1 protein-coding gene is annotated in these 15,058 nt (G+C 65.0%); it reads right to left on the bottom strand.

Going from position 1 to position 15,058, the window contains the following annotated elements:
- Window positions 1–91: 91 nt before the first annotated feature.
- Window positions 92–15,052 carry a non-ribosomal peptide synthase/polyketide synthase gene (locus tag NTD80_RS16365; RefSeq protein ID WP_262134299.1) on the bottom strand — a complete coding sequence of 4,987 codons (14,961 nt, stop codon included), beginning with the start codon at window positions 15,050–15,052 and terminating at the stop codon, window positions 92–94.
- Window positions 15,053–15,058: the final 6 nt, after the last annotated feature.

Below are 15,058 nucleotides of genomic sequence, written 5' to 3' on the forward strand. Positions count from 1 at the left end.
CGAGTGGTTCGTCTTGGCTGCCGTTGCCGCCCGCGCATCAAAAAGCCCCAGCGCACATCACGTGGGCTGGGGCTGTCTGGTCAGGCGACGGTCACTCCATGGCGGCTACAAAGCTGCGTACGAACCCGGCGTTGTCAATGATGCGCTCATGGTCCACCTCGATCACCTCCGAGCGCACCACACACGCCGCGCCGATCACTCGCTGCATGCTCGCCTCAATCAATGCCTTGTGCTGGCCAGCACGGCTCTTGGCCGCCCACCAGCAACTGACCGGCGCCTTGAGCGGCTTGAAGTCCGCCTGTTCCATGCGCTTGAACAACGCGCGGTCGACCTCCCAGGAGACCTGTGCCTCATTGCCGCCCAACAGTTCCTGCTTGATGTCCTGGAACGCTTGGCCCAGGGAGGCCTCGGCCCATTCGACGAAGCCTGCCCATTGCTGGTCTTCAGCGGTGTGGGTGGCCTGCAAGCCTTCCCAAGCGCTGTGGATCGCCTCTGCAGAGGCCGGGAACATCACCCCGAGTAATGCCACGCGTCGTCCGTTGTCCGAGATCTCGCTGTCATCGCTGACGACTGCCGCGTCCCAGTACTGCGTGAGCCAGCGCGGTGGCGAGGAATCGATCCAGCCGACAAACTCCACCTGCCGACCCGCCTGCTCCAGGCCATGGGCCACTTCGACCGCCAGGTTGCCGCCCAATGACCAGCCACCAAGACGGAAGGCGCCTTCGGGTTGAGCCTCCAGCAACTGTGCGGTGTAGTCCTCGACCATCGTGGCCCAGGACGGCACTTGCGCGCCCTCCTCGGCCAATGCACGGCAGATCACACCGACCACCGGCCGCTGATCGCGCAGCGCCAGGGCAATAGCCTTGTAGCAATGCACTGAACCGTAGCTGGGGTGGAACAGGTAGAGCGGCGTGCCCTCGGTGCGGCTGTTGAGCGGCACCAGCAGCGATCGGCGCGCAGTGCCTTCCAGGCAAGCAACCTGGGCACGCACGGTCGGGTTGAGCATCAACTGGCTGACCGAAAGGCCGATGCCGCTGGCCTTGCGAATCCGCTCCTTGAGCATCAAGACCAACAGCGAGTGGCCGCCAAGTTCGAAGAAGTTGTCATGGACACCCACCTGCTCGACGCCGAGCACCTCTCGCCAGAGGTGCGCGACCGTGTGTTCCAACGCGGTCTGTGGCGCTTCAAAACGCTGGCTTGCCTGTGTGTCCGGCTTCGGCAGGGCCTTGCGGTCCAACTTGCCGTTGGGACTCAGGGGCATCTGTTCCAGCACCAGCCATTGCGCCGGCACCATGTAATCCGGCAAATGAACGGCCAGGTGTGCACTGAGGATTTCACGCCAGTGTTCACCCTGCTCCTGCAAGACCAGGTAACCGACCAGGTGCTTGGCGTCCACCGCCAGCACCGCTGCCTCACGCACCGAGGCGTGCTCCAGCAGCCGCGCTTCGATTTCGCCAAGCTCAATGCGCAAGCCGCGCAGCTTGACCTGATGGTCGATACGCCCGGCGTATTCGATCACCCCATCAGGGCGATAGCGGGCCAGGTCGCCGGTACGGTACAGGCGCTCACCCGCGATGAACGGATGAGCGATAAAGCGCTCGGCAGTCAAGCCCGGGCGACGGTGATAACCCCGCGCCAGGCCAACGCCGCCGAGGAACAGCTCGCCGAGTACGCCGGCCGGGACCGGCTCGAAGTTGTCGTCGAGGATGTAGCAGCCGAGGTTGGCAATCGGCTTGCCGATAGGCACCGCGTCGCGACCTTCCTCGACGCACGTCCAGTGAGTCACGTCGATGGCGGCTTCAGTCGGGCCGTACAAGTTGTAGAGCCCGGCATGAGGCAGCTTGGCGAAGACTTGCTGCTGCGCATCGACGGGCAACGCCTCGCCACTGCAGACAATGCGCTGCAGGCTGGTGCAGGACGCCACGTTGGCATCCTGCAGGAACGCTTGCAGCATCGACGGTACGAAATGCAGGGTGGTGACCTGCTCGGCGTTGATCAGGCTGACCAGCCTGGCCGGATCACGATGATCACCTGGCGCCGCGACCACCAGGCGTGCGCCGGTCATCAGTGGCCAGAAGAACTCCCACACCGACACGTCAAAACTGAACGGGGTTTTCTGCAACACGGTATCGCCGGCATCCAGCGCGTAAGCCTCCTGCATCCAGCACAAGCGGTTGGTCAGCGCCACATGACGGTTGCCGGCGCCCTTCGGCTGGCCGGTGGAGCCTGATGTGTAGATCACGTAGGCGAGGTTTTCGCCGTCCAGCACGATCCCGGGGTTGGCGTCGCTGTAGTCTTCGAACCCGGCGTCACCCAATATCAGCGTTTCCAGGCCTTGAGGGACCGGCAACTGCTCACGCAGATGGGCTTGGGTCAACAGCAGTTTCACCCCGCTGTCTTCGAGCATGTAGGCCAGGCGCTCACGCGGGTATTCCGGGTCGAGCGGCACATAGGCGCCACCGGCCTTGAGCACCGCGAGCAAGCCGACCACCATCTCGATGGAACGCTCCACCGCCAGGCCGACCAGTACGTCCGGGCCCACGCCGGCTTCCAGCAAACGATGGGCCAGGCGATTGGCGCGTCGGTTCAACTCGGCGTAACTCAGGCGCTGTGCCCCATAGGCCAGGGCCGGAGCCTGCGGTGTCAGCGCGACCTGGTCCTCGATCAGCTGATGCACCGTGCGTTGCAACGGGTACTCGCGCGCCGTCGCATTCCAATCCTCGACGATCAGCGTGCGCTGCGCGTCCGGCAGCGATGGCAGGTCCGCCAGGCGCTGCACCTGCGGCAGGGTCAGGGCCTGCAACAGCTGCTGGAAGTGCTCGGCCAGGTGGACGATCGCCTGTGCGTCGAACGCGGCGCGGTCGTAGTTGAACTCCACGGCCAGGCTGTCGCCCATGGCCAGCAACACGGTCAAGGGGTAATGGGTCTGCTCCAGGCTGTCCATCGCGCCGAAGCGCAAGCCGGCCGGGGAGCCCTGCTCCAGCGCTGCAGACACCGGGTAGTTCTCGAACACCAGGATGCTGTCGAACAACGCTTCACCACCGAGGCCCGCCCAACGCTGGATATCGAAGAGTGGCGTGTGTTCTTGTTCGCGCAGGCGCAGGTTTTGCGTCTGCACGGTCTGCAACCAGGTCTCCACGCTCAACTGCGGGCTGGGCGTCGCCACCACCGGCAGCGTGTTGATGAACAGGCCGACCTGCTGCTCAATCCCCGGCAACTCGGCCGGACGTCCGGCCACCGTCGCACCAAATGCCACGGTGTCGAGGCCGGTGTGGCGTTGCAAGAGCAGCAGCCAGGCGCTTTGCACCAGGGTATTGAGGGTAACTTTGTAGCGTTGGGCAAACGCCTTGAGCTGCTCGGTCGCCGCCGGTGCGAGTACCGACCGGTGAACCCCGTTGACCTGGGCCAGGTCTTGCTCGCGCTGGATCCCGCGCGACAGCCGCGTCGGCTCCTGCAGCCCCGCCAATTGGGCCTTCCAGAAGGTTTCGCTGATGACTGGATCCTGCGCCTGCAGCCAGGCGATGTAGTCGCGATAGCGCCCGTTCGGTGCACGCAGCGACTCGCCGGCATACTGCTGCATGACTTCGCCAAACAGCTGCGAGGCGCTCCAGCCATCCATCAGGATGTGGTGATTGGTGTAGATAAGATGGTGACTGTCGGCACCAGTGCGCACCACCACCAGGCTCACCAGAGGCGCCTGCTCCAGCACAAAACCTTCGGTGCGCGCGGATTCGGCCAACGCATCGAGCGCCTCGGCGCGGTCCGGGCGGTGCTGCCAATCGTGCTCGATCAACGGCACTTGTACCGTCTTGTAGACCACCTGCAACGGCTGCTCCAGCTCGGTCTGCCAGAGGAATGCCGTACGCAGGATGTCATGGTGTTCCAGGGCCACCTGCCAGGCCGCCGCGAACCGTGCAACATCCAGCCCTTGCACATCGACGCGCAACTGGTTGATGTAGTCGCCGGAGCCGTGGCCGTACAAGGATTGAAACAGCATGCCTTGCTGCATGGGCGACAACGGGTAAATGTCCTCGACGCGACTCAACGGCAGCGCCAGGCCATCCAACTGCGCCTGGCTCAAGTGCGCCAAGGGGAAGTCCGACGGCGTCGCGCCGCTGTTTTCGGGCTGGCAGCAATGCTCGATCACAGCCTTGAGCTCAGCGGCATAGTCGTCGGCCAACTGCTGGATGCTCGCCGGGTCGAACATTTCCTGGCTGAAACTCCAGCTCAGGTTCAACTCGCCGCCATACACCTGACCATTGATTTCCAACCAGTTGCCCAGCGACGCTTCGGGGCTTTGATCGGCCCCGGCCGCATCACCGGAAGGCGTGAACAGGCCCTGCTCGTCACTGCTTTCGAAGCTGGCATCAAACTGGCCGAGGTAGTTGAAGGTGATGCGTGGCTGCGGCAGGTGCGCCAGGGTTTCACGCACTTGCGGCGGCCCCAGGTAACGCAAGGCGCCAAAGCCGATCCCCTTGTCGGGAATGCCGCGCAGCTGCTCCTTGATGCCTTTCACCGAACCCGCCAGGCTCAGCGCCGGGGTCAGTTTTACCGGGTAGAGACTGGTGAACCAGCCTACGGTGCGGGTCAGGTCGATGTCTTCGAACAGGTCTTCGCGGCCATGTCCTTCGAGGCGGATCAGGGTCGAGGCGTGGCCGGTCCAGCGTCCGACCACACGGGCCAGCGCGGTCAACAGCAGGTCGTTGATCTGCGTGCGATAGGCCGCCGGTGCGTCCTGCAACAGCCGACGGGTGTGCGTGGCATCCAGGTGCGTGGTCGCACTGGCGGCATGCCGGTTGCTCAGGCTGGCACCCGGCTGGGCGCCCGGCAGATCGGCCTCGACGCCATGCAGTTGGGTCTGCCACCACGCCAGCTCTTGCGTCAGCGCGTCACCTTGAGCGTATTGCTGCAGACGTTGCGCCCAGTCGCGGGTCGAACTGGTCTTGGCCGGCAATGCCACCGGTACACCACGGTCAACCTGGCGATAGGCCGTTTGCAGGTCTTCCAGCAGAATCCGCCATGACACGCCGTCCACCACCAGGTGGTGGATGACCAGCAACAGGCGCTGCGAGCTATCGTCCAGCTCGACCAGCACTGCGCGCATCAACGGGCCTTGGCCAAGGTCCAGGCTGCGCTGGGCTTCTTCGCCGAGCGCCGCCAGCTCGTCAACACCGCGCAGTGCGGTTTGCCACAGTACGGCATCGGCCTGATGCTGCTCGGCGCCGCGATACACACCCTGCCAGCCATCAGCGCCTGCGAGGAACTGCGAGCGCAAGGCATCGTGATGCACGAGCAACGCCTGCAGGGCCTGGGTCAAGGTTGCCGCGTCGAGACGCGCATGGGGTTGCAGCACCACCGACTGGTTCCAGTGATGACGTTCGGCAATGTCGTCGGCGAAGAAGGCCTGCTGGATCGGCAACAGCAGCGTCTCGCCGCTCAATGCAGCCTGGCTGATCGTCAGCCCTTCGACGCCCTGGCGCGCGACACCGGCCAGGCTCTGCACAGTCTGGTGCTGGAACAGGTCTTTGGGCGTGAAGCGGATACCGGCCTGACGCGCACGGCTGACCACCTGGATCGAGATGATCGAGTCGCCACCCAGCTCGAAGAAGTTGTCGTTCAGGCCCACTTGCGGCAGGCGCAGCACATCCGCCCAGATCGTCGCGAGCTGCTGCTCCAACTCACTCTGCGGTGCCACATAGGCTTGTTGCAGCAGGCTCGCATCCGGTTGCGGCAGGCCCTTGCGGTCGAGCTTGCCATTGGGGGTCAGCGGCATCTGCGCGAGGAACATGAAGTAGGTCGGCACCATGTAGTCCGGCAGGCGGGTTTTCAGGGCGCGACGCAGGTTGTCGCGGAACTCGGCCTGGTCGGCCAGGTTGGCTTCGGCCGGCACCACATAAGCCACCAACTGTTTGCCGGTCGGGCCTTCCTGGGCCACCACCACGGTTTCGCCGACATTGTCCTGCTCACGCAGGCGCGCTTCGATTTCGCCCAGTTCGATGCGGAAACCGCGGATTTTCACTTGATGGTCGACACGACCGAGGTAGTCCACCACGCCATCCGGACGCCCGCGGGTCAGGTCGCCGCTGCGATACACGCGGCTGCCCGGCTTGCCGAAGGGGTCCGGCACGAAGCGCTCGGCGGTCAGTGCTGGACGCTCCAGGTAACCGCGCGCCACGCCCTCGCCGCCCAGGTACAACTCACCGGCGACGCCGATCGGTTGCAGGTTGAGCTGCGCGTCGAGCACGTAGCCGCTGCGGTTGCCCAGCAAGGTGCCAATCGGTGCGTAGACGGCGCCGCACGGGTCGCCTTTGCGTGCTTTCCACAGCAGTGGCGTAACCACGGTTTCAGTCGGGCCATAGCCGTTGAACAGGTAGGTCGGCTTGAGCGCACGCCAGGCCAGGTCGTAGCTCGCCTGCGCCACCGCGTCACCGCCGAAGCAGTACACACGCACCGCCGGTGGATTACCGTCGCGCTCGGCATGTTCGGCCAGCTGTTGCAGGTACACCGGCGGGAACACGGCCATGGTCACGTTGTGACGGTGCATCTGTTCGTAGGTGTACTCGGGCAGCCACAGGCTGTCATCGCGGATCAGCACGCTGGCGCCGTTGATCAACGGGTGCATCCAGCCTTCGTGGGAGCCGTCGAAGGCGAACGACATGAAGTGCAGTTCGCAATCGGCCGGGCTGGTTTCATAGCGTTCGCCGGTGGCGATGATGTGCGCCACCAACGGGCCGTGGGACACCGCCACGCCCTTGGGCATGCCGGTGGAGCCGGAGGTGTAGATCACGTAGGCGAGGTTGTCACCGTCCAGCATCACCTGCGGTGCAACATCGCTGCAGCCGCTCCACGCTTCGGTACGGTCGATGGCCAGCGTGTCGAGCCCTTCGGCCAGCGGCAATTGCTGCTGCACCGCCGTATGGGTCAGCAGCAATTTGGCGCGGCTGTCCTGCATCATGTACAGCAGGCGGTCACGTGGGTATTCGATATCCAGCGGCACATACACGCCGCCCGCTTTCATTACCGCGAGGAACGCCACCATGATTTCGGCACTGCGCGGCATGGCGATGGCCACGCGCACTTCCGGGCCGACACCACGGGCGATCAGCGCATGAGCGAGGCGGTTGGCCTGGCGATCCAGCTCGCCATAGCTCAGGGTTTGCGCGTCGAACTTGACCGCCACCGCCGCAGGATTTTCCCGCGCACGCTCGGCGACCAATTCGTGCACCAGGCGCTGGGCCGAGAAGCCGGAACCCGCGCGGTCCCACAGTTGCAGGATCTGTTGGCGCTCATCCGGGTCGAGCAGGTTCAACTGGCCGATACTCTGCCGTTGATCCTCGACCATCCCTTGCAACAGGTTCTGCCAGTGACGCGCCATGCGCTCGATGGTCGAGGCATTGAACAGGTCGGTGGCGTAACCCAGGGTCGCCCAAAGACTGTCGGTGCCCTCGTGCACATCCAGGTCGAGGTCGAAATGGGCCGTGTGACTTTCCCACTCCAGCCCTTCGACGCGCAGTGCCGATAATTGATGTTCGCTGCCGCCCAGGCGTACTTCGGTCTGGTGGTTGAACATCACCTGGAACAGCGGGTTGAGGCTCAGGCTGCGTTCGGGCTGCAACGCCTCCACCAACTGTTCGAACGGCAGGTCCTGGTGATCCTGGGCCTCCAGCGCCCGCTGGCGCGCCTGCTGCAATAGCTGCGTGACCGTAGTCTGCTCATCGATATCGGCCTTGAGCACCTGGGTGTTGACGAAGAAGCCGATCAGCCGCTCGGTTTCGACCCGGTTGCGGTTGGCAATCGGCACGCCGACGCGCACGTCTTCCTGGCCACTGTAGCGGTGCATCAGCGCCTGGAACGAGGCCAGCAACAGCATGAACACGGTCACGCCTTCGCGTTGCGCCAGGCCCTTGAGGTCCGCGACCAGTGCGCACGGCAATTGCACAAACAGACGCGCACCGCGATGGCTTTGCTCGGCTGGGCGCTGATGGTCGAACGGCAGTTCCAATACCGGTTGCTCGCCGCCCAGCAAACCTTGCCAGTAGGCCAACTGCCGGGCTTTTTCACCCGCGTCCATCCACTCGCGCTGCCACCGGGCGTAATCCGCGTACTGGATCGGCAAGGCCGGCAATTGCAGTGCCTGGCCCTGGCTGTAGGCGCTGTACAACTGCACCAGCTCATCGACCATGATCTGCATCGACCAACCGTCGGAGACGATATGGTGCTGCACCAGCACCAACACATGCTCGTTCTCACTCAGGCGCAGCAAGCGGGTCCTGAGCAACGGGCCGGCGAGCAAGTTGAATGGACGGGCTATTTCAGCTTCCACCTGGGCCTTGAGACTGGCCTCATCGCTTTGCACCACGGTGATCTCAACCCTGGCCTGCGGCGCAATCACCTGGAGCGTTTGCGCGTCGTCCTGCTGCAAATGCGTGCGCAGGCTGGCATGCCGCGCCACCAGGCTATCGAAGCTGCGTTGCAGCGCGTCGAGGTCCAATTGGCCCTTGAGGCGCAAGGCACTGGGCACATGGTAGGCGGCGCTGTCGGGGTCCAGCAGCCACAGGAACCACTGGCGCTCCTGGGCGTAGGACAACACCAGCGGCAGCTCTCGCGACGCCGGCACCAGCGCTGGCGCGGTCGACCCGCCCCGCTTGCCTTCGGTATGCAGGGCTGCGACAAAGCCGTCCAGGCGCGGTTGCTCGAACAGCACGCGCAGCGGCAACTCGATCCCCAGGTTATGCCGCAGGCGCGACGCCACTTGCATGGCCAGCAACGAATGGCCGCCTCGTTCGAAGAAGTGGTCGGTAAGGCCAATGCGTTCGGCACCGAGGATATCCGCCCAGATTGCCGCGACCTGCTGCTCAAGCACGGTGACCGGCGCCACCCAATGCGGCGCCGCGTGGCTTGCCTCCGGGCGCGGCAAGGCCTGGCGGTCGAGCTTGCCGTTGGGGCTCAGTGGCAAGGCCTGCAGGAACATGAAATGCGCCGGTACCATGTAGTCCGGCAGTTCATCGCGCAATGCGCTGCGAATCTGCTCACGCAGCGCATTCTGCTCGGACGCCGCCTGCGGCGTGACCACATAGGCGATGAGCTGCTGGTCGGCCGCAATCACCAAGGCTTCGCGCACGCCCTCCTGTGCCAGCAGGCGGGACTCGATCTCGCCGAGTTCGATACGGAAACCACGCACCTTGACCTGATGGTCGATGCGCCCGATGTACTCGATCACACCATCGGCACGATAACGCGCCAGGTCACCGGTGCGGTACAGGCGACCGCCACCTGCGGGGTCGAAAGGGTCGGGAATAAAGCGCTCGGCGCTCAAGGCGGCGCGATTGAAATACCCGCGCGCCAGCAGCGGTCCGCCAATCACCAGCTCACCGGCCACGCCCACTGGGACCGGGTTGAGGCTGGCATCCAGCAGATAGATGGCGCGCCCCTCAAGCACACGACCAATCGGCATCATTTGCGTCACGGCTTCGCTGCCATCCACATAGCCCGCGCAATCCAGCGCCGTAACCGTAACGGTCGCCTCGGTAGGACCGTAGGTGTTGAGCAGGCGGACATGGCCCAGCCCGGCCTCGCGCCACGACGCCAGCCCTTCCGGCGGCATGGCCTCGCCCCCCGCATGCACCTGGCGCAGACGTGCGTAATCACGTACGCCACGCTCGGCAAAGTCACGGGCGATCAGGTGCCAATACGCGGTGGTCAGGTCGACCACCGAGATCTCATGTTCGATCAGTTGCGTGTAGAAGGTGTCGCTGTCCCACAGCTCGCCGCCCCGCACCACCACGCCAGCGCCGCAGCACAGCGCCGGGTAGAGTTGCTCGACGAAACCGTCGAAGTTGAACGTACCGAACTGCAGTACACGGTCGGCGGCAGTCAGGTCGAACACATCGATAAACACCTCGACGTGCCGCGCCAGGGAGGCCTGGTCAATCCCGACACCCTTGGGCCGCCCGGTCGAACCGGAGGTGAACATCAGGTAGGCCAGGTTGGAGGCGAACGCACGCGCCGGTGGATTGCTCGACGGGTACTCGGCCAGCCATTCCGGGTCGGACTCCAGGCAGATCAACGTGAGGTCCGCGGTGATCGGCAAGCGCTCCAGCAAGGGCTGCTGGGTCAGCAACAGCTGCAAGCCGCTGTCTTCGATCATGCATTGCAGACGATCGCGTGGGTATTGCGGGTCCAGCGGCACATAGGCGCCACCGGCCTTGAGCACGGCCAGCAGCGCGACGATCATTTCCAGCGAGCGGTCCACGGCCACGCCGACCAGGCTGTCGGCGCCCACGCCCTGCTCGATCAGCCGGTGCGCCAGGCGGTTGGCGCGCCGGTTGAGGTCGGCGTAATCCATGCGCCGCTGATCCATGATCAACGCGACCGCCTCGGGCCGGCTGGCCACCTGCTGCTCGAATTTGCTCACTACGCTGCCGTGGGCGGCCCGCGCCGGTTGCGGCGGGTTCCACTCATAAAGCATCTGCGCCTGTTCGCTGCGGCCCAGGATCGGCAGGTCGGCGACACACTGTCGGGCAGCGCCAGCCACGCTCTTGAGCAGGTTCTGCCAGTGCCCGGCGAAGCGCTGCAAGGTGCTCGCGTCGAACAACGCGGTGGCGTAGGTCAGCGAGGCCAACAGGCCATCGGCGGACTCCTCGGTGTCCAGGCTCAGGTCGAAATGGGCGGTGTGGCTGTCCCATTCCAGCCCCTGCACCTGCAGGCCCGGCACGTGTTGCCCGGCGCGATTGGCCTGGGCATCCGACTGGTGGTTGAACATCACCTGGAACAGCGGGTTGTGGCTCAGGCTGCGCTCGGGTTGCAGGGCCTCGACCAATTGCTCGAACGGCAGGTCCTGGTGGTCTTGCGCGCCCAGCGCCTGTTCCTTGACCTGTTGCAACAGCTGGGCAAAGGTCATGTGCCCGTCGATCTCGGCCCTGAGCACCTGGGTGTTGACGAAGAAGCCGATCAATTGCTCGGTTTCCAGGCGGTTGCGGTTGGCGATAGGTACACCGACACGGATATCCGCCTGGCCGGTGTAGCGGTACAACAAGGCCTGGAAGGACGCGAGCAGCACCATGAACATCGTCACGCCTTCGCGCTGTGCCAGGGCGCGCAGGCCCTCGACCACGCCGGGCTCGACACGCAGATCCAGGCGCGCACCGTCATAGCGCTGCAGGGCTGGGCGCGGACGATCCAGCGGCAACTCCAGCACCGGCTGCACATCGCCCAGGCGGGCGCGCCAGTAGGCCAGCTGGCGTTGTTTCTCGCCCGCCTCCATCCAACTGCGCTGCCACTGCGCGTAGTCGGCGTATTGAATCGGCAGTGTCGGCAGCTGCGGGTCAAGGCCCTGGCTGTAACCGGCGTAGAGACTCACCAGCTCATCGACCATGACCTGCATCGACCAGGCATCCGACACAATGTGATGCTGCACCAGCACCAGCACATGTTCGCGCTCGCTCAGTTGCAGCAGGGTGATACGCAGCAACGGGCCGGCCTGCAGGTCGAAGGGCCGGGCGATTTCTGTCTCTACCAACCTTTGCAATTCAGCGGCGGTGGCCGAACCCAGGCGCCGGTGCTCGATAACCGGGCTGGCTTGTTCGAGCACACGTTGAACGGTCTGCTGCACATCGGCGAAAAACACTGTGCGCAGCGTTTCATGGCGCTGCACCAGCGTATCGAAAGCCCGTTGCAAGGCCCCGTGGTCGAGTGTGCCCAGCAGGCGCAGCGCGGCGGGAATGTGATAGGCCGCGCTGTCGGGTTCCAACTGCCAGAGGAACCACTGGCGCTCCTGGGCATACGACAACGGCAACGGCCGTTCACGATCGGCCCGCGTGATCTGCGCCACCTCGGCGCCCGCCTCCCCCAGCCCACGCACGAAGGCGCCCAGCACCGGTTGTTCGAACAGGCTTTTGAGCGCCACCTCGATCCCCAGCGCCTGGCGGACACGCGACACCACGCGGGTCGCCAGCAGCGAGTGCCCACCGAGTTCGAAGAAGTGGTCTTCCAGGCCCACCTGCGGCGTGCCCAATACGTCCGCCCAAATGGCCGCGACCTGGCTCTCGCGCTCGCTGACCGGCGCCACATAGCGTTTTTGCAGCAGGCTGGCGTCCGGTTTCGGCAGCGCCTTGCGGTCCAGCTTGCCATTGGGTGTCAGCGGCAGGCGCAGCAGGAATTGCATGTGTGCCGGCACCATGTAGTCCGGCAGTACCTCACGCAACGCGACCTTGCACCGCTCGCGCAACGCGCCTTGATCGGCCTCAGGCGTCGGGGTGTCGGTCACCAGGTAGGCCAGCAACTGGTCGTTCTCGGCTACCACAACCGCTTCGCGAATGCGGCTCTGCTCGCGCAGGCACGCCTCAATCTCGCCCAGCTCGATCCGGAAACCGCGCACCTTGACCTGATGATCGACGCGGCCGATGTACTCGACCACGCCATCCGCGCGATAGCGCGCCAGGTCACCGCTGCGATACAGGCGTTCGCCGTTGCCGGCAAAGGGGTTCGGCACGAAGCGCTCGGCAGTCATCGCCGCCCGGCCGTGGTAACCGCGGGCCAGGCCGACCCCGCCGATCAAAAGTTCGCCGGCAGCGCCGACCGGGCACGGAGTGAGGTCGGCGTTGAGAATGAACAAGGCGGTATTGGCGATTGGCCGACCGACAAACGGCAGCGGCTCGACCAGCTTATGGGCGGCCGACCAGATGGTGGTTTCGGTCGGGCCGTACAGGTTCCACACCGTACCCTGCTGGGCCAGCATGCGCTCGGCCAGGTCGGCCGGCAGCGCCTCGCCGCCGCACAGGCACTTGACCCCGTGCAGCAAGGTGCGGCGCTCGCTGTCCAGGAGCATGCGCCAGGTTGATGGCGTGGCCTGCACCACGTTGATTGCCTCGCGCTGCACCCGGTCGAGGATCGCCTCGGGGTCCAGCGACACATCCTTGTCGGCCAGCACCACGGTCGCGCCTACTGCCAGCGGCACGTAGAGTTCCAGGGCAAAGATGTCGAACGAGAACGTGGTCAACGACAACAGGCGCGCGTCGGCGCCGATGGCCAGGGTCTCGGCCATGCCGTGGGTGAAACTGCTCAGCGCGCCATGGCGCACCATCACGCCCTTGGGCTTGCCGGTGGAGCCGGAGGTGTAAATCACATAGGCCAGGTGCTCGCCGGTCAGCTCGACGTCAGGGTTGGCGTGGCTGTAGCGCGCATCTTCCTGCGCGTCCATGAACAGCACGTGCTGGTCGGCGGCCAGCGGCAGCCGCGTGTGCAGTTCGCCAGCGGTCAGCAACACGCGGGCACGGCTGTCTTCGAGCATGAAGGCCAGGCGGTCGGCCGGGAACTGTGGATCGAGCGGTACGTAGGCGCCGCCGGCCTTGAGCGTGGCGAGCAATGCCAGCACCATCTCGACCGAACGGTCCAGCGCCACCGCCACCAGCACGTCAGGGCCCACACCCGCTGCGCGCAGGCGATGGGCCAGGCCGTTGGCGCGCCGGTTCAACTCGCCGTAGCTGAGCGCCTGGCCGTTGCACACCAGTGCCGTGGCATCAGGCCGCGCCTGGGCCTGGGCTTCCAGCAGGCGGTGCACGCCCACGTCGTGGGCGAAGGTTTTGTGCGTGTGGTTCCAGCCGTGTACCAATTGCTGCCACTGGTCATCGTCCAGCAACGGCAGTTCACCGACACGGCCACTGCAATCCTTGGCCACCGCTTGCAGCAACCGGTGCCAATGAGCGAGGAAACGCTCAAGGCTCGGCGCGTCGAACAGGTCGGTGGCGTAGGTCAGCGAGGCCTGGATGCCATCGGCCGATTCCTGGGTGTCGAGGTTGAGGTCGAATTGTGCGGTCTTGCTGTCCCACTCCAACCCTTGCACCTGCAGGCCCGTGACGCTGCCACCACCGCGCTGGCTATCGGTCTGGTGATTGAACATCACCTGGAACAACGGGTTGTAGCTCAGGCTGCGTTCCGGCTGCAGGGCTTCCACCAACTGCTCGAACGGCAAGTCCTGATGGGCCTGGGCGTCGACGGCGCGCTGCCGGGTTTGCTGCAGCAGGTCGCGGAAGGTCATCTGGCCGTCGATATCGGCCTTGAGGATTTGCGTGTTGACGAAAAAGCCGATCAGGCGCTCGGTTTCCACCCGATTGCGGTTGGCCACCGGCACGCCGATGCGGATGTCGTTCTGGCCGGTATAGCGATGCAGCACCGCCTGGAACGACGCCAGCAACAGCATGAACAGGGTCACCCCTTCGCGCTGTGCCAGGGTCTTGAGACCCGCGACCAGCGAGGCTTCCAGCGTCAGGTCGAGGCGCGCCCCCCGGTAGCTCTGCACCGCCGGCCGTGGGCGGTCCATGGGCATTTCCAGCACCGGCTGTTCACCGCCGAGCAGGCCTTGCCAATAGCCCAATTGACGCTCGCGCTCGCCGGCTTCCATCCAGCTGCGTTGCCACAGCGCGTAGTCGGCATACTGGATCGGCAAGGCCGGCAGTTGCGGGTCGTGGCCCTGCACGTGGGCGGCGTACAGCTGCACCAGTTCGTCGACCATCACCTGCATCGACCAGCCATCGGAGACGATGTGATGCTGCACCAGCACCAGCACGTGTTCCTGCGGCGCCAGGCGCAGCAGCTTGACCCGCAACAGCGGGCCTTGCTGCAAATCGAACGGCTGGTCGATCTCGGCCTCGACCAGCGCCTTGAGTTCTGACTCCTGGGCATCGACCAGCGCAATGTCGACCCGCACCTGGTCGGCGATGACCTGCAAGGCGCTGTCGCCGTCCTCCTGCAAATGCGTGCGCAGGCTCTCATGGCGCTTGACCAGCGCGTCAAAGCTGCGCTGCAACGCGGCCACGTCGAGGTGGCCGGTCAGGCGCAACGCCCGGGGTACGTGATAGGCGGTGCTCTGCGGCTCCAGCTGCCACAGAAACCACTGCCGCTCCTGCGCATAAGAGAGTCGAAGCGGCTCGCCTTCCTGGCGCTTGAAAACCGGGGCAATCTCAAACAGGTTGATGCCTTGCTGCTTGAGCATTACCGCCAACGCTTTCTTCTGTTGCGCAGAAAGTGAACCTACCGACTCGATTAATGCTTGCACGCCACG

It is taken from the genome of Pseudomonas sp. 13B_2.1_Bac1, assembly GCF_025466155.1.
Taxonomy (GTDB): domain Bacteria; phylum Pseudomonadota; class Gammaproteobacteria; order Pseudomonadales; family Pseudomonadaceae; genus Aquipseudomonas; species Aquipseudomonas aylmerensis.